Annotated in this window: 15 protein-coding genes; 8 read left to right on the top strand and 7 right to left on the bottom strand. The window is 63.8% G+C overall.

What is annotated here, in order from left to right:
- Positions 1-119 precede the first annotated feature (119 nt).
- A complete protein-coding gene (locus tag ACIQUS_RS13790) occupies positions 120-1,517 on the top strand; it encodes an MATE family efflux transporter (protein ID WP_403047807.1) in 1,398 nt (465 codons plus the stop codon).
- Here ACIQUS_RS13790 and tusA read toward each other — a convergent pair.
- Together tusA and rlmM are read right to left on the bottom strand one after the other, a co-directional pair.
- Positions 1,514-1,756, bottom strand: coding sequence for a sulfurtransferase TusA (gene tusA, locus ACIQUS_RS13785; RefSeq protein WP_403047805.1), 243 nt, complete (start codon positions 1,754-1,756; stop codon positions 1,514-1,516). The genes ACIQUS_RS13790 and tusA overlap by 4 nt on opposite strands.
- A gap of 137 nt (positions 1,757-1,893) precedes the next feature.
- Positions 1,894-2,958 carry a 23S rRNA (cytidine(2498)-2'-O)-methyltransferase RlmM gene (gene rlmM / locus ACIQUS_RS13780; RefSeq protein ID WP_403047803.1) on the bottom strand — a complete coding sequence of 355 codons (1,065 nt, stop codon included), beginning with the start codon at positions 2,956-2,958 and terminating at the stop codon, positions 1,894-1,896.
- 253 nt (positions 2,959-3,211) lie between these two features.
- Here rlmM and acnA point away from each other — a divergent pair, with 253 nt between their 5' ends.
- From acnA to ACIQUS_RS13765, 3 genes are all read left to right on the top strand, one after another.
- Positions 3,212-5,953, top strand: coding sequence for an aconitate hydratase AcnA (gene acnA, locus ACIQUS_RS13775; protein ID WP_403047801.1), 2,742 nt, complete (start codon positions 3,212-3,214; stop codon positions 5,951-5,953).
- Positions 5,954-6,023: 70 nt separating this feature from the next.
- Complete coding sequence (locus tag ACIQUS_RS13770) at positions 6,024-6,800, top strand: CPBP family intramembrane glutamic endopeptidase (protein WP_403047799.1); 777 nt, start codon at positions 6,024-6,026, stop codon at positions 6,798-6,800.
- Positions 6,801-6,876: 76 nt separating this feature from the next.
- Positions 6,877-8,442, top strand: a complete 1,566-nt coding sequence (locus ACIQUS_RS13765; RefSeq protein ID WP_403047797.1) for a methyl-accepting chemotaxis protein — start codon at positions 6,877-6,879, stop codon at positions 8,440-8,442.
- 149 nt (positions 8,443-8,591) lie between these two features.
- Here the strand turns inward: ACIQUS_RS13765 and ACIQUS_RS13760 are convergent, their stop codons facing one another.
- The 4 genes from ACIQUS_RS13760 to ACIQUS_RS13745 form a co-directional block, all read right to left on the bottom strand.
- Positions 8,592-9,479: a pseudouridine synthase gene (locus tag ACIQUS_RS13760; protein WP_403047795.1), complete on the bottom strand. Its 888-nt coding sequence runs from the start codon at positions 9,477-9,479 to the stop codon at positions 8,592-8,594.
- A gap of 49 nt (positions 9,480-9,528) precedes the next feature.
- A complete protein-coding gene (locus ACIQUS_RS13755) occupies positions 9,529-9,840 on the bottom strand; it encodes a transcriptional regulator (RefSeq protein WP_403047793.1) in 312 nt (103 codons plus the stop codon).
- 91 nt (positions 9,841-9,931) lie between these two features.
- Positions 9,932-10,363, bottom strand: a complete 432-nt coding sequence (locus ACIQUS_RS13750) for a D-Ala-D-Ala carboxypeptidase family metallohydrolase (protein WP_403047791.1) — start codon at positions 10,361-10,363, stop codon at positions 9,932-9,934.
- 90 nt (positions 10,364-10,453) lie between these two features.
- Positions 10,454-10,690, bottom strand: a complete 237-nt coding sequence (locus ACIQUS_RS13745; protein WP_403047789.1) for a glutaredoxin family protein — start codon at positions 10,688-10,690, stop codon at positions 10,454-10,456.
- A 177-nt stretch (positions 10,691-10,867) separates the two neighbouring features.
- Between ACIQUS_RS13745 and ACIQUS_RS13740 the strand changes: the two genes are divergently transcribed.
- Positions 10,868-12,826 (top strand): monovalent cation:proton antiporter-2 (CPA2) family protein, encoded by a 1,959-nt coding sequence (locus ACIQUS_RS13740; RefSeq protein ID WP_403047787.1) that lies wholly within the window; start codon positions 10,868-10,870, stop codon positions 12,824-12,826.
- 9 nt (positions 12,827-12,835) lie between these two features.
- Here ACIQUS_RS13740 and ACIQUS_RS13735 read toward each other — a convergent pair whose 3' ends face one another.
- Positions 12,836-14,044, bottom strand: coding sequence for an ammonium transporter (locus tag ACIQUS_RS13735; protein ID WP_403047785.1), 1,209 nt, complete (start codon positions 14,042-14,044; stop codon positions 12,836-12,838).
- A 298-nt stretch (positions 14,045-14,342) separates the two neighbouring features.
- Between ACIQUS_RS13735 and ACIQUS_RS13730 the strand changes: the two genes are divergently transcribed.
- From ACIQUS_RS13730 to ACIQUS_RS13720, 3 genes are read left to right on the top strand one after another with little or no spacing between them, the layout of a single operon-like run.
- Positions 14,343-14,657 (top strand): YqjD family protein, encoded by a 315-nt coding sequence (locus ACIQUS_RS13730; RefSeq protein ID WP_403047783.1) that lies wholly within the window; start codon positions 14,343-14,345, stop codon positions 14,655-14,657.
- Positions 14,658-14,667: 10 nt separating this feature from the next.
- Entirely contained in the window at positions 14,668-15,045 is a 378-nt protein-coding gene (locus ACIQUS_RS13725; RefSeq protein ID WP_403047780.1) for a phage holin family protein, read from the top strand.
- Positions 15,042-15,368 (top strand): hypothetical protein, encoded by a 327-nt coding sequence (locus ACIQUS_RS13720; RefSeq protein ID WP_403047778.1) that lies wholly within the window; start codon positions 15,042-15,044, stop codon positions 15,366-15,368. Before ACIQUS_RS13725 ends, ACIQUS_RS13720 begins: the two co-directional genes overlap by 4 nt.
- Positions 15,369-15,730: the final 362 nt, after the last annotated feature.

Genomic DNA, 15,730 nt, shown 5'->3' with positions numbered 1-15,730 from the left:
TGCCGGGGGCGAATCCAGCGAGGCACACACCTGCCCGGTTTGTTTCCTGACCGATGCGTCAAGGCGTATACTGGTCTGTTCCGCGCACTTTTCCTGTGGACGCCTGCCTTGTGACACCCATGACCGCCGACACCCTTCCGCTCCCCCTCTCCCGGCCCGCCCGTATTCGCACCGAGCTGCGCAGCCTGTTGTGGCTGGCCACGCCCATCATCATCGCGCAGCTGGCCACCACCGCCATGGGCTTTGTCGATGCCGTGATGGCCGGGCGGGTCAGCCCGCGTGACCTGGCGGCCGTGGCCCTGGGCAACTCGATCTGGATTCCGCTGTTCCTGCTGATGACCGGCATCCTGCTGGCCACCACGCCCAAGGTCGCCCAGCGCTTCGGCGCCGGCCAGCATGCCGAGATCGGCCCGTTGGTGCGCCAGGCCCTGTGGCTGGCCCTGGGCGTCGGCCTGATCGGCAGCGCCCTGCTGCTTTGCGCCGAGCCGGTGTTGCAGGTGATGAAGGTCGATGCGCAACTGGTCGCACCGAGCATGGGTTACCTGCAGGGCATCGCCTTCGGCTTCCCCGGTATCGCCCTCTACTATGTGCTGCGCTGCTACAGCGATGGCCTGGGTCGCACTCGACCGAGCATGGTCATCGGCCTGCTCGGCCTGTTGCTGAACATCCCGCTGAACTACGTGTTGATCTACGGCCACTTCGGCCTGCCGGCCCTGGGCGGCGTCGGTTGTGGCTGGGCCAGTGGCATCGTCATGTGGTTCATGGCCCTGGGCATGGCCGCCTGGACCCGCTGGGCCCCGGCCTATGAGAACAGCCGGGTGCTGGTGCGCTTCGAGCGTCCGCAGTGGGCGGTGATCAAGCGCCTGATGGGCATCGGCCTGCCCATCGGTATCGCGGTATTCGCCGAATCGAGCATCTTCGCCGTGATCGCCCTGCTGATCGGCAGCCTCGGCCCGACCGTGGTGGCCGGGCACCAGATCGCCCTGAACATCAGCTCGCTGCTGTTCATGATTCCCTATTCGCTGGGGATGGCCGTAACGGTGCGGGTCGGCCAGGCGGTCGGCGCCGGCCAGCCACGCCAGGCCCGCTTCGCCGCACTGGTCGGCCTGGGTGCGGCGCTGGTGTTCGCCTGTTTCTCGGCAGGGTTCATCCTGTTGCTGCGCGAACCGATCGCCTCGATCTACACCCCGGACACCGCGGTGATCCAGATTGCTGCGATGTTGATCGTGTATGCCGCGCTGTACCAGTTCTCCGATGCGATCCAGGTGATTGCCGCAGGCGCGCTGCGCGGCTACCAGGACACGCGGGTGACCATGATCCTGACCCTGTTCGCCTATTGGGGGATCGGCCTGCCGGTGGGCTATCTGCTCGGCCTGACCGACCACTTCGGCCCGGCCAGCGGGCCCAACGGCCTGTGGGAAGGCCTGATTGCCGGCCTGACCTGTGCGGCGCTGATGCTGTCGATCCGCCTGGCGCGCAGCAGCGCCCGGCACATTCGCCGGGCTGAGCGCGCTTAGTCGGTTTTCTTGCGGATCCAGTACAGGTAGGTGCCGGCATCTTCCTGTTGCTGGACCAGCTCATGGCCGAGGAATACGCAGAACTTGGGGATATCGCGGCGGGTCGACGGGTCGGTGGCGATCACCTTGAGCAGGCCGCCGGCGGCCAGGTCGCGCACGTGCTGGTGCAGCATCATCACCGGCTCCGGGCAGTTCAGGCCGGTGGCGTCGAGGATGGCGTCTGGGGTGAAATCGGTCATGTAGAACTCCGGAAACAATCAGCTATTGTCGCGCAAGGGGGCTCGCTCGTCATCCTTGAGGGCCTCATCGCCGGCTTTGCCGGCTCCCACAAGAGTGATACCCATCCCTGTGGGAGCCGGCAAAGCCGGCGATAGATTCAACGCGGTTTCAGGTCCAGGCGCCGCAGGTGACACGTCACCTCTTCACGATCGTGATACAGCTGCTTGCAGCCAATCGAGACCTTGACCTTGCGCGCCTTGAAACCCTCTTCAATGCGCTCGAGCAAGCGCCGCACCTCGGCATAGCGCTGCTTCATCGGCAGTTTGAGGTTGACCACCGCCTCGCGGCACAGCCCCTCGCCCAGCCAGGTCTCCAGCAAGGCAGCGCTGCGTGCTGGCTTCTCGACGATATCGCAGACCATCCAGTCCACCGTCTGCCGGGGCTTGTAGGTAAAACCGTCGGCCATCAGGTGCTGGACCAGGCCGGTGTCCATCAGGCTCTCGGCCATGGGGCCATTGTCGATGGCGGTGACCAGCATCCCGCGCTTGACCAGTTGATAGGTCCAGCCCCCAGGCGCGGCCCCCAGGTCAACGCCGGTCATGTCGTCGGACAGCCGCGCATCCCACTGGTCCCGGGGAATGAAATGGTGCCAGGCCTCTTCCAGCTTCAGGGTCGAGCGGCTCGGTGCCTCGCGGGGGAACTTCAGGCGCGGGATGCCCATCGGCCACATTGCTGAGTTGTCGGCATCGGCCAGGCCTGCGAACACCCGCCGACCACTGACGAAAGTCAGCAACAGACGCGGCCTGGCGCCCTCCTCGACCAGCCGTCCGGCCTTGACCAGCGCCTTGCGCAACGGCACTTCGAACTTGCGGCAGAAGGTGGAAAGCTCCTTGCCCTCGTTGGTGTCCATCACTTCCAGCCAGAGGTTGCCGCACACCGGGTAATCGGCCAGGTGCTCAAGCAGCACGCTGATGCGGTCGGTTTCCGGCAGTTCGATGAAACTGCCGCGCGCCCACTGGCGCGGGAAGATCAACTGGGCAAAGCGCAGCTCACGCATCAGCCGTTCGGCGCCTTCGGCGTCGTTGCAGATGAATTCGGCGCAGGCACTCTGCGGCTTGGCCTTGGCATAGCCGGCGACATTCAGGCGGGCGGCATGCTCGGCGATCTCGGCACAGACTTCGCTCTCGAAACCGGGCCGGCAATGCATAAACAGGGTATTCATCTTCACTCCAGGACGGTTGGCGGCCAATCACGCCAACCCTGACCGGGCGCAATGCACTGCGCCGGTAAATCGGCGAATGATAAAGGAAGTTCGAAACCGGTGACATGCCCCGCCGGTCCAGTACTTGGTCAGGCGCGCCAATCGGGACTAACCTGACCATTCAGCCAGGGTCCGTGCCGTGCGGACCGTCACAGAGGCGGTGAACCGGCGACAGCAGGGAAGATTGCCGTTCACCGACGCAGAAGGAGTTGGTATGCCCTCGCTCGACAGCCTGAAAACCCTCAAGACCCTGACGGTCGCCGACCGTTCCTATCATTACTTCAGCCTTGGTGAAGCCGCCACAAGCCTGGGCGACCTGCAGCGTCTGCCCATGTCGCTGAAGGTGCTGCTGGAGAACCTGCTGCGCTGGGAAGACGGCAAGACCGTCACCCGCGACGATATCAAAGCCCTGGCCGACTGGCTCAAGGCGCGCAGCTCCGAGCGCGAGATCCAGTACCGCCCGGCGCGGGTGCTGATGCAGGATTTCACCGGCGTGCCGGCGGTGGTCGACCTGGCCGCCATGCGTGCGGCCATGGCCAGGGCGGGCGGTGATCCGCAGCGGATCAACCCGCTGTCGCCGGTGGACCTGGTGATCGACCATTCGGTGATGGTCGACCGCTATGCCAATGCGCAGGCCTTCGCCGAGAACGTCGACATCGAGATGCAGCGCAATGGCGAGCGCTATGCCTTCCTGCGCTGGGGCCAGAATGCCTTCGACAATTTCAGCGTGGTGCCGCCGGGCACCGGCATCTGCCACCAGGTCAACCTGGAGTACCTCGGCCGCACGGTGTGGACCCGCGACGAAGACGGCCGCACCTATGCCTTCCCCGACACCCTGGTGGGCACCGACTCGCACACCACCATGATCAACGGCCTGGGTGTGCTCGGCTGGGGCGTTGGCGGCATCGAGGCGGAAGCCGCCATGCTCGGCCAGCCGGTTTCGATGCTGATTCCGGAAGTCATCGGCTTCAAGCTGACCGGCAAGCTGCGCGAAGGCATCACCGCCACCGACCTGGTGCTGACGGTCACCCAGATGCTGCGCAAGAAAGGTGTGGTGGGCAAGTTCGTCGAGTTCTACGGCGACGGCCTGGCCGACCTGCCGCTTGCCGACCGTGCGACCATCGCCAACATGGCGCCGGAATACGGCGCCACCTGCGGTTTCTTCCCGGTCGACCAGGTGACCCTGGACTACCTGCGCCTGTCGGGCCGACCGGAAGCGACGGTGCAGCTGGTCGAAGCCTATTGCAAGGCACAGGGCCTGTGGCGCCTGCCCGGCCAGGAGCCGCTGTTCACTGACACCCTGGCCCTGGACCTGCACGAGGTCGAAGCGAGCCTGGCCGGGCCCAAGCGCCCGCAGGACCGGGTCGCCCTGTCTCAGGTCAGCCAGGCCTTCGATACCTTCCTCGGCCTGCAACTACGCGTTTCGAGCAAGGAAGTCGGTCGCCTGGAGAGCGAGGGCGGTGGCGGGGTCGCCGTGGGCAATCCCGATCAGGCCGGCGAAGTCAGCTACGAGCATGAGGGCCAGCAACATCTGCTGCGCGACGGCGCCGTGGTGATTGCCGCCATTACCTCCTGCACCAACACCTCCAACCCCAGCGTGATGATGGCCGCCGGCCTTGTGGCGAAAAAGGCCGTTGAGAAGGGCCTCAAGCGCAAACCCTGGGTCAAGAGTTCGCTGGCACCCGGCTCCAAGGTGGTGACCGATTACTACCAGGCGGCAGGCCTGACCCCCTACCTGAACGACCTGGGCTTCGACCTGGTCGGCTATGGCTGCACAACGTGCATTGGCAACTCCGGGCCGCTGGACGACGCGATCGAGAAGGCCATTACCGGTGCCGACCTGACGGTTGCCTCGGTATTGTCGGGCAACCGCAACTTCGAAGGCCGGGTGCATCCGCTGGTGAAGACCAACTGGCTGGCCTCGCCGCCGCTGGTGGTGGCCTATGCCCTGGCCGGCAGCGTGCGCCTGGACCTGGCCTGCGAGCCACTGGGCACCGGCAACGACGGCCAGCCGGTGTACCTGCGGGACATCTGGCCGAGCCAGCAGGAAATCGCCGCGGCCGTTGCCAGCGTCGATACCGCGATGTTCCACAAGGAATACGCCGAGGTCTTCGCCGGAGACGCCCAGTGGCAAGCGATCGCTGTACCCCAGGCAGCCACCTATGTCTGGCAGGACGATTCGACCTACATCCAGCATCCGCCTTTCTTCGACGACATCACCGGTCCGCTACCGGTCATCGACGACATTCACGGCGCCCGGGTGCTGGCCCTGCTCGGTGACTCGGTGACCACCGACCACATTTCCCCGGCCGGCAACATCAAGGCCGACAGCCCGGCCGGCCGCTACCTGCGAGACAAGGGCGTGGAACCGCGCGACTTCAACTCCTACGGCTCGCGCCGGGGCAACCATGAAGTGATGATGCGCGGCACCTTCGCCAATATCCGCATCCGCAACGAAATGCTCGGTGGCGAGGAAGGCGGCAATACCTTGTATGCGCCTACTGGCGAGAAAATGGCGATCTACGACGCCGCCATGCGCTACCAGGCCGACCGCACGCCACTGGTGGTGATCGCGGGCCAGGAATACGGCACCGGCTCCAGCCGCGACTGGGCAGCCAAGGGCACCAACCTGTTGGGCATCAAGGCGGTGCTGGCGGAAAGCTTCGAGCGCATCCACCGCTCCAACCTGGTGGGCATGGGCGTGCTGCCACTGCAGTTCACGGCCGGGCAGACCCGCAAGACCCTGGCCCTGGACGGCAGCGAGCGCATCGACATCCTGGGCCTGAGCAAGGCACGCATCACGCCGCACATGCCATTGACGCTCAAGATCAGTCGCCAGGATGGCAGCCAGGCGCTGATCGAAGTGCTGTGCCGGATCGACACCCTCAATGAAGTGGAATACTTCAAGTCGGGCGGAATCCTGCATTATGTCTTGCGACAATTGATCGCAGCCTGAGCAATCCGCGTGTCTCGGACACCGCTTGGGAAGTCGTAGGCTTCAGGTTTTCACTGCTGAAGGATTTTCCATGTTGGTGTCCCAATGGATTGGACTGGCCCTGCTGGGCCTTGGCTACAGCGTTGCGCTCATCCATGGCAGCCTTGGCCTGCTGGTACTGCCCAGCCTGATTGCCCTGCTCTGCGCGGGGCTTCTGGTCAATCGCCCCGGCCGCTGGCAGCAAGGCTTCGGTCACGGGCTGTTCGTGCTGCTGGCCCTGGCCCTGGCGCTGCACTGGCTGCCGGGTTTCCACGGCGCCAAAGTGATTGATAAAACCGTCCTCAGCGACGGTGCCCTGCCCTTTTCCCTGTACCTGAACCTGGACAAACCATTGATCGGCTTCTGGCTGATGCTGGCCTGCCCCTGGGTGCTGACGCTGGGCGGCAAGCGCCTGGTTGCAGGCACGGCCTTGGCCCTGCCAGGCGTCATAGCCGCTTGCCTGGGCGGCGCCTGGCTGATGGGGATGATCGTCTGGGCCCCCAAGTGGCCGGAGCAGGCCTGGCTCTGGACGCTGAACAACCTGTTGCTGGTCAGCCTCACCGAAGAGTTGCTGTTTCGCGGCTATATCCAGGGCGGGCTCGAACGTCTGACCAACAACAAGCACCTGGCGCTGCTGCTGGCAGCCACCCTGTTCGGCCTTGCCCACCTGGGCGCAGGTTGGCAGTGGTTCGCTCTGGCGACCCTGGCCGGCATCGGCTACGGCCTGGCCTATCGTTTTGGCGGCCTGTTCGCGGCCGTGTTGTGCCATTTCGGCCTGAACCTGGTGCACTTCACCAGCTTTACCTACCCCATGCTCGTTCCGGGGTAAGCCGTCGTTAAATAATCGTTCAACAAAAACCCCACGCTGCCGATAACCCCTCAAAGCCTTGCGGATTGAACAGCTCATGCGTAATAACCAGCCGATTACCCAGCGCGAACGGACTTTTCCTGCTCAACAACGTTTGATCTCGACCACCGATACCAAGGGTGTCATCACCTATTGCAACGATGCCTTCGTCGAGATCAGCGGTTTTTCCCGCGAGGAACTGATGCGCGCCCCGCATAACCTGGTGCGCCATCCGGATGTCCCCCCCGCGGTGTTTGCGCACATGTGGGCCACGCTCAAGCAGGGCCTGCCGTGGATGGGAATCGTCAAGAACCGCTGCAAGAGCGGTGACCATTACTGGGTCAACGCCTATGTCACGCCGGTGTTCGAGAACAACCAGGTGGTGGGCTTCGAATCGGTGCGGGTCAAGCCAACCGCCGAGCAGATCCGTCGGGCCGAGGCCCTGTACCAGCGCATCAACCAGGGCAAGTCGGCCATTCCGCGGCGCGACAAGTGGCTGCCGGTGGTACAGGACTGGCTGCCGTTCATCCTGATCAGCCAGATGGGCTTTCTGATCGGCAACTGGCTCGGTCATTCCTGGGGCTTCGCCCTGGCCGCCGGCCTGTCGGTACCGCTGGGACTGCTCGGCCTTAGCTGGCAACAGCGCGGCCTCAAGCGCCTGCTGCGCCTGGCCGAACAAAGCACCTCCGACCCGCTGATCGCACAAATGTACACCGACAGCCGAGGTGTCCAGGCGCGCCTGGAAATGGCCATGCTCAGCCAGGACGCGCGGATGAAGACTTGCCTCACCCGCCTGCAGGACACCGCCGAACACCTCAACGACCAGGCCCGGCAGTCCGACACCCTGGCCCACAACAGCTCCTCGGGGCTGGAGCGCCAGCGTGTCGAGACCGAACAGGTCGCCGCCGCGGTCAACCAGATGGCCGCCACCACCCAGGAAGTGGCCAACCACGTACAGCGCACCGCTGACGCCACACAGGAAGCCAACCGCCTGACCGGTCGAGGCCGCGATATCGCCGGCGAGACCCGCGAAGCGATCCAGCGGCTGTCGGCAGCGGTGGGCGAAACCGGGCTGACCGTCACCCAGCTGGCTCGCGACAGCGATGAAATCGGTGGCGTGGTCGATGTGATCAAAGGCATCGCCGACCAGACCAACCTGCTGGCCCTCAACGCAGCCATCGAAGCGGCGCGTGCCGGCGAGATGGGCCGCGGCTTTGCCGTGGTGGCCGACGAAGTGCGCCAGTTGGCCCAGCGCACCAGCGAATCGACCGGTCAGATCCACAGCCTGATCGCCAAGCTGCAGCAGACCGCCAGCAATGCCGTGCAGACCATGGAGACCGGCCATCGCCAGGCTGAGGAAGGTGTGGCACGGGTGATGGAAGCTGACCAGGCGCTGGTCGGTATCAGTGAAGCGGTGGCCAATATCACCGACATGGCCACCCAGATCGCGGCCGCCACCGAGGAACAGACCGCGGTGGCCGACGAGATCAGCCGCAACATCAGCACCATCGCCCAGCTGGCCGACCAGACGTCCGAACAGGCACAGCATTCGGCGTTGCTCAGTGAAGAGCTGACCCGCACCGCGACCAGCCAGTACTCGCTGGTGGAGCGTTTCAACCGCTGAGCAATGTGGGGGCGTTGCCTTTGTGGGAGCCGGCGAAGCCTGCGATCGACCGCGAAGCGGTCGCATTCAAGGCCTCGCCTGATGTACGGGTTGTACGGGCCCCATCGCCGGCGCTGCCGCCCCCCCACAAGGACAGTCGCTCCTTCCGACTACCAGTCGAGGGTCAGGCTGCTTTCGAAGTAACGCTCCCGACCATCGAGCGGATCCTTGAAGCGCAAGCTGTGCGCCAGCAGCTTCAAGGGTTTGCTGTAGTCATCCGCGTCTTCCACCACTTGTGGATAGAAGGGATCGTTGCAAATGCTCGCGCCCAACGCGGTCATGTGCACCCGCAACTGGTGGGTCTTGCCGGTCACCGGCGACAGGCCATAGCGCCAGAGCTCGCCATTTTTCTCCAGCACCTCGGCCAGGGTTTCGCTGTTGCTCGCCCCTTCCACTTCATGCATGCGAAAGAACGGCTCGCCGTGAACCATGCGGCTCTTGTGCACCAATGGAAACTCGAGCTGCGGCAATGCCCAGGCAATGGCCTGGTAACGCTTGTCGATCTGGCGGTTGGGGAACAGCGACTGATAGGCCGAGCGGCTCCTGGGGTTGGCGGAAAACAGCACCAGCCCAGCGGTGTGTCGGTCGATGCGATGCAGGGGTACCAGATGCGGGTTGTCGAGACGGCGAATCAGCCGGCGCAACAAGGTGTGCTCGACATACTCCCCCGTCGGCGTCACCGGCAAGAAATGTGGCTTGTCGGCCACCACCAGGTGCTCGTCGATATGCAGGATCTGCTCTTGGAACGGAATCGGCTTCTCGTTGGGGACTTCACGAAAATAGTGGATGCGCAATCCCGGCTTGTACGCCAGCGTCGCGCTGATCGGCTGGCCCTGGGCATCCAGCACCCGCCCCCGGACGATCCGATCAAGCCATTGCTCACGCCCGATGGCCTTGAAATGCTCGCTCAAACAGTCGAGCACGGTCGCCCAGTTGCCGTGCGGCAGGCAAACAGTACTGGCTTGATGCTGGGCCGGGTTGAAAGGGGCAAGGGCCATGGGAACGCTCTGAGGAGTAAACCCGGCATTATCCCCCAAGCTCCGCGCCTCAGCCAGCCCGGCTTGCGGCGGCTTCGGTGAACTCCTTGAGCCAGCGCAGCACGTCCACGGCCTCCCAACGACCGGGATCGTACAAGGCATAAATCAAGCCCTGGTAGCCCACCACATCCAGCGGCCGGTGATAACCGGCACGCTGGAACAAGGCTTCGATCTCGGCGAAGCAGGTGTTGAAGTGCAGCTTGCTGAAGGGTGTCTTGCCCTCCAGCACCAGGCCATCGAGACGCAACTCGAGCACCGCCTCGCTCACCCTGTCGGTGGACATTCGATTGACGCTGTACTTCAGTTGTTCGACGTTGACCATGTTCCGCACCCTTGAGGCAAACCCTGCCTCACATACTGTATTTATATACAGCATATTCAGAGTGACCGGACACGTCAATCCAACAGCGCTGTCAGACCAGCCCGGGAAGGTAGCCCGACCCCCTGCGGATGGTCAGCAGTTGTCGCCGCTCACCGGTCGTGGACAGGCCCAGGTGCACCCATTGGTCGTACTCGAGAATCAACTGATCGAACCTCAACGGGCTGTCGGCCACACGTTGCGCCAAGGTGGCGGCTGACAATCCCGGTACATTGATGTCCGCCGCCAGCCCCTGGATATGGGCACTCTCGAGCGAACCGCCGATGGCACTGTTCAACGCGCGGCTACGATAACCGCTGCTGACCAGCACCGGTTTGTCGACCAACAGGCGCACGCTTTCCAACACGGTGCACAGGCGATGGAGATTGGCCAGGGCGGCGGCATCCGGGGTGTTGTCGATACCCAGGCGCGCGGCGCTCTCCGACACGGTCATTTCGGACAGGGTGAAGTGTTCGGTCAGGTACATGGTCCATCCTTGGCATGATTACAGGAACCCGGGATTGTCCATGCCCATGGACCGCCGCCACATCAGGAAATCATGCGCAGGCCTATCCGCTCAACGCAGGAACGCCACCACTTGCTCGGCATCGAACGGCCAATTCAGTTCCGCCCTGGTATCACAGCGACGCAGCACAGGGATGATCAGTTGGTAGCGCTGTACAAGTGCCTCGTCATCGGCAATATCGACCAGCTCGACCATCAGGCCATGCTCGACAAAGGGCATCAACACGGCTTCGGCCACTTCACACAAGTGGCAACCCAGGGTGCCGAACAATTGGCATTCAGGAAGCATCGACGGGTACCGGCAACAGTCACAGGGGACCATTATTCTAGGTCTGCTGTCCGAGGCCGTCGAGCGCGGGAAAAAAGTTGCCCGGCCCTGCCTGTCTTCTGATCCTGGTCAGCACTCACACAGCAGCTATCGTTCAAACTTGCTGGTTTTCTGCAGTTTTCCTACATGGAGTACGTTGTGTTTGCCAACCTGCTGATCATCCTGGCCTCGTCGCTGGTCGTCATCGCCCTCTTCCGGCGTCTGAAGCTGCCGCCCGTGCTGGGCTATCTGTGTGTCGGCCTGTTTGTCGGGCCGACGGCCCTCAACTGGGTAAACGAAAGCGAAGAGCTACCGGACCTTGCGGAAATGGGTGTGGTGTTCTTGCTGTTTTCCCTGGGGCTGGAATTCTCCCTGTCGAAAATGCTCGCCCTGCGCAATGTGGTGTTTGGCCTGGGCAGTCTGCAGGTGATCTGCTCGGCCATCCTGCTGGCCGGGCTGCTGGCCCTGCTGGGCATGCCGGCCAATGCCGCCCTGCTGCTCGGTGCCGGGCTTGCGCTGTCGTCCACGGCAATCGTCAGCAAGGAGTTGACCAGCCTGGGTGAAATCTTCAGCAGCCATGGGCAGAACGCCATCGGCGTATTGCTGTTCCAGGACGTGGTCGCAGTGCTGCTGCTGACCCTGGTCCCGGTGTTTGCCGGTGAAAGCGGCCAGGCCTGGTACTGGGCCCTGCCGCTGACCCTGGGCAAGACCGTGATCCTCTTCGTCGGCCTGCTGCTGGCCAGCCGCTGGTTGCTGCCGCGCCTGTTCCATGAAGTGGCCAGTTCCCACTCGGCGGAGCTGTTTGTGTTGCTGGCGCTGGTGATCGTCCTGCTGACCGCCTGGCTGACCCACTTGCTGGGCCTGTCGCCGGCATTGGGCGCGTTCCTGGCCGGCATGTTGCTGGGTGAAAGCAACTACCGCCACCAGATCGAAGCGGATATCCGCCCGTTTCGCGACATCCTGCTGGGCCTGTTCTTCGTCAGTATCGGCATGCTCATCGATTTGCAGCTGTTTGCCAGCCACGGCCTGGAAATTCTCGCCCTCACCCTGGGCCTGCTGGTGGTCAAGGGTTGCGTGGTCGCGGCCCTGGTCCGGGTGCGCGGCAGCGACGCCGAGACGGCTTGGCGCAGCGGCCTGGCCCTGGCCCAGGGGGGCGAGTTCTGTTTTGCCCTGATGGCCCAGATGCAACAAACCCATCTATTGCCCGAGGCCATCGGCAACCTCCTGCTGGCAGCCACGTTCTGCTCGATGCTGGTCACCCCGCTGCTGCTGCGCGCCGCCCCCGGGATTGCCTTACGCCTGCACCGCAAGCCCAACCAGGAAGTCCAGCTGGAAGCCATCGAAGCCCAGAGCGCCTCGCTCGATGGTCATGTGGTGATCTGTGGCTATGGACGGGTGGGTCAGTCGATCGGGCGCTTCCTGCGCCGCGAAGACATTCCGTTCGTTGCCCTGGACGATGACCCCGTACGTGTCCAGGAAGCCGCCGCCGGCGAAAGCTGCGTGCATTACGGCGACTCGCGCCGGGGCGAGCTGCTCAGCGCCGTCGGCCTTGAGCGCGCGCGCCTGCTGGTGATTGCCGTCGACGGGACGGATATCGCCCGGGACGTACTCAAGGCCGCGCGCGAGCGCCACACCCGGATCCAGATCCTGGTACGCACCCGCGACGACAGCCAGCGCGAAGGGCTGCTCGCCGCCGGCGCCAGCGCCGTGGTGCCGGAGCTGCTGGAGTCGAGCCTGATGCTCGCCTCCCACGCCCTGGTCATGTTGGGCCTGCCCATGAACCTGGTGCAGCAACGCATCGACGAGGTGCGCCAGACCCGTTACCGCATGCTGCAGGCCTTCTACCAGGGCGCCGAAACCAGCCCAGTGGACAGCGAAGGCCAGCCCAAAGCCATGATGCATGCCGTGAACCTCGGCGCCGAGGCCTTCGCCTGCGGACGCTCGCTGGCAGACCTGGACCTTGAAGAACTGGGTGTCGAGCTGCAGTCGGTGCAACGCGACGGTGCCGAGCTGGATGTGAGCGCCGACACCTGCCTGCATGCCGGCGACGCGGTATTGCTCAGCGGCCCGCTGTCGGCCCTGCATGCCTGCGAAGCACGGCTGGTCGCCGGGCGCTGACCATCGCAGTCAGTCCTGGCTGGTGGCGCCGATCTTGTGGATCGACAGGTCGGCGCCGTAGTACTCCTGCTCCTGACTCAGGCGCAGGCCATGCAGCGCCTTGATCGTGCCGTACACGGCAAAGCCGCCGATCAATGCCACCGTCACCCCCGCCAGGCTGCCGATCAGCTGAACGATCAGGCTGACACCGCCCAGCCCGCCCAGGGCGGTCTGGCCGAAGATTCCACAGGCAATGCCACCCCATACACCACACACACCATGCAATGGCCACACGCCCAGGACATCATCGATCTTCCAGGCGTTCTGCGCCGCGGTAAAACACCAGACGAACAAGGCGCCGGCGATGGCACCGGTAGCCAGGGCGCCGACCGGGTGCATCAGGTCGGAACCGGCGCACACCGCCACCAGCCCGGCCAGCGGACCATTATGGACAAAGCCCGGGTCGTTGCGACCGACCAGCAAGGCCGCCACCGTGCCGCCGACCATGGCCATCAACGAGTTGACCGCCACCAGGCCGCTGACCCCTTGCAGGGTCTGGGCACTCATGACGTTGAAGCCGAACCAGCCGACGATCAGGATCCACGACCCCAGGGCCAGGAACGGGATGTTGGACGGGGCGAACGCCACCAGCTTGCCGTCGCGGTAGCGGCCATTGCGCGGGCCGAGCAACAGCACCGCGGCCAGGGCCAGCCAGCCGCCCATGGCGTGCACCACCACGGAGCCGGCAAAGTCATGGAAGCCGGCACCGAACTGCGCCTGCAGCCAGGCCTGGATCCCCAGGTTGCCGTTCCAGACAATGCCTTCGAAAAACGGGTAGACAAACGCCACGATCAGCACCGTGGCGCACAGTTGCGGGGCAAAGCGTGCCCGCTCGGCGATACCCCCGGAAATGATCGCCGGAATCGCGGCGGCGAAGGTCAGCAGGAAAAAGAACTTCACCAGGCTGTAGCCATGGTCGCTGGCCAGCACCGCTGCCGGCTGCAGGAAACTCACACCGTAGGAGATCCAGTAGCCGACAAAGAAGTAGGCCAGGGTCGAGACGGCAAAGTCACTGAGGATCTTGCACAGGGCGTTGACCTGGTTCTTGTGGCGCACGGTGCCCACTTCAAGGAACGCGAAGCCGGCATGCATGGCCAGGACCATGACCGCGCCCAGCAGAATGAACAGCGTGTTGGAGCCGTGGACCAGAGTGTCCACCGCGCTTTGCAGATTATCCATGGAGTCGGCAGGCCTTTCGAAATGGCACCAGGACAGCGCACAGGTACTCCTTTTTGCACCAGCCTGGATCATCGCTATGCCACCTCCCTGGCCGATCCTGCTGATAACTGGAGTTTTTCCTTGGGTTTGTCGTGGATTGGGTTAAGGTTTACAGGACCAGCAATCGCGCGCGCCCATATTCGGCGCAGGCACCGGCCCCGGCGCACCAGGGAAAAGCAAAAGCTGTACCAGCGATTTGCACTGAACCTTCGCTGGCACCCGTCACTCGAATTAACCACACACCCTTAGGGAGAGCCCCATGGCCAGCAAATCGGCAAAGACTGCTCAAGAAATATTGATGGCTGACTTCCAGGCCCTGGTACGCGATACCGAAACGTTGCTTGAGCACACCGCCACCCTGGCAGGTGACCAGGCAGACGAAATGCGCAGCCAGGTCCACGACAGCCTGCTGCGTGCCCGGGAAACCCTGCAACTGACCCAGGACTCGATGCGTGAACGTGGCCAGGCGGCCCTGACCGCTACCGAAGACTATGTGCAGAGCAATCCCTGGCAATCGATCGGGATCGCCGCCGGGGTTGGTTTTCTGATCGGTCTGCTGGCCAATCGGCGCTGAGGTCCTGGCGATGGAAAGTGAATCGATCGGCGCCAGCGGTGCGTCGAGCAAACGCTTGGGCGCCGCGGTGCTCGGGCTGCTGCATGGTCACGTCGAACTGTTCGGCATCGAGTTGCAGGAACAGAAAGCGCGCACCCTGAGCCTGTTGCTGTTCGCAGGCCTTGCCCTGGTGTTCGCCCTGTTGTTGCTGGTCGCCCTGTCGGCGCTGGTGTTGGTGCTGCTGTGGGACAGCTATCGCCTGGCCGGGGTGATCGGGCTGTGCGTGTTCTATGGGGTGGCGGCACTGTTCTGCGCCTTGCGCCTGAAGGCTGCTGTGCACGATGAATCGTCACCGTTCAGTTCGACCCTGGAAGAACTGGCCAAGGACCGGGAGCGCCTGTTGCCATGAGCCTGCCTGAACTTCCGAAAACCAATGACCGGCGCGAATTGCGCAAGGCGTTGGTACGCCTGCGTCTGGAGTTGCATCGGCAGGAGATCCGTCATGAGTCCGGGCAACTGCTCAATCCCCTGACGCGCTTGCGGGCCATGGGTAGCAGCCTGCAGGGTGGATTGGGGATCAAGCATGCGCCTTTGTGGGGGATCGGTGCGGTGGTGGTGCTGGGATTCCTGACGGGCAAAGGTGCGAAAAATGGCAGCCTGAGCCGGATGATTCGCCTGGGTAGCAGTCTGGTTCCGTTGATCAGGTTGTTCATGAAAGATAAGGCGAAGTAAGCGATGCCCATTGTGGGAATAACTGTCTTGATTGCCTGATGGTGTAGCCGCTGCCGCCAGGCTGCGATCGGTCGCGAAGCGACCGTAAAAGCTGGCGACTTCAGCATGTCAGGTAAAACAAGCAACGGTGAGTTCGCGTCACCACCGCGAACGGATCAGCTCGCTACGCGCCAGACCAAAGCGCTGGCACTGAAGTCGATGGGCATATCCGTTCCCTGCAGTGGCGCCACTGGCTGGTTTCGCCCTTTACGGCGACCCACTTTTGAAGGCAAAAGTGGGCAAAACCCGTGTCCCTGCATCCGGCCCTTCGCTTCGCTACGGGTACCCTCGCTACACCCTTGCTCCCGCGGGGGCGCGCCGAA

Source organism: Pseudomonas sp. NPDC090755, assembly GCF_044769005.1.
Lineage (GTDB): Bacteria > Pseudomonadota > Gammaproteobacteria > Pseudomonadales > Pseudomonadaceae > Aquipseudomonas.
Note: the sequence above shows the minus strand (reverse complement) of the source record. Positions and strands in the feature narration are given on the sequence as shown.

Bases quoted from the DNA above. Each gene is read 5' to 3' on its own strand.
- ACIQUS_RS13790 (WP_403047807.1), top strand. From the start codon at position 120: ATGACCGCCGACACCCTTCCGCTCCCCCTCTCCCGGCCCGCCCGTATT.
- tusA (WP_403047805.1), bottom strand. From the start codon at position 1,756: ATGACCGATTTCACCCCAGACGCCATCCTCGACGCCACCGGCCTGAAC.
- rlmM (WP_403047803.1), bottom strand. From the start codon at position 2,958: ATGAATACCCTGTTTATGCATTGCCGGCCCGGTTTCGAGAGCGAAGTC.
- acnA (WP_403047801.1), top strand. From the start codon at position 3,212: ATGCCCTCGCTCGACAGCCTGAAAACCCTCAAGACCCTGACGGTCGCC.
- ACIQUS_RS13770 (WP_403047799.1), top strand. From the start codon at position 6,024: ATGTTGGTGTCCCAATGGATTGGACTGGCCCTGCTGGGCCTTGGCTAC.
- ACIQUS_RS13765 (WP_403047797.1), top strand. From the start codon at position 6,877: ATGCGTAATAACCAGCCGATTACCCAGCGCGAACGGACTTTTCCTGCT.
- ACIQUS_RS13760 (WP_403047795.1), bottom strand. From the start codon at position 9,479: ATGGCCCTTGCCCCTTTCAACCCGGCCCAGCATCAAGCCAGTACTGTT.
- ACIQUS_RS13755 (WP_403047793.1), bottom strand. From the start codon at position 9,840: ATGGTCAACGTCGAACAACTGAAGTACAGCGTCAATCGAATGTCCACC.
- ACIQUS_RS13750 (WP_403047791.1), bottom strand. From the start codon at position 10,363: ATGTACCTGACCGAACACTTCACCCTGTCCGAAATGACCGTGTCGGAG.
- ACIQUS_RS13745 (WP_403047789.1), bottom strand. From the start codon at position 10,690: ATGCTTCCTGAATGCCAATTGTTCGGCACCCTGGGTTGCCACTTGTGT.
- ACIQUS_RS13735 (WP_403047785.1), bottom strand. From the start codon at position 14,044: ATGGATAATCTGCAAAGCGCGGTGGACACTCTGGTCCACGGCTCCAAC.
- ACIQUS_RS13730 (WP_403047783.1), top strand. From the start codon at position 14,343: ATGGCCAGCAAATCGGCAAAGACTGCTCAAGAAATATTGATGGCTGAC.
- ACIQUS_RS13725 (WP_403047780.1), top strand. From the start codon at position 14,668: ATGGAAAGTGAATCGATCGGCGCCAGCGGTGCGTCGAGCAAACGCTTG.
- ACIQUS_RS13720 (WP_403047778.1), top strand. From the start codon at position 15,042: ATGAGCCTGCCTGAACTTCCGAAAACCAATGACCGGCGCGAATTGCGC.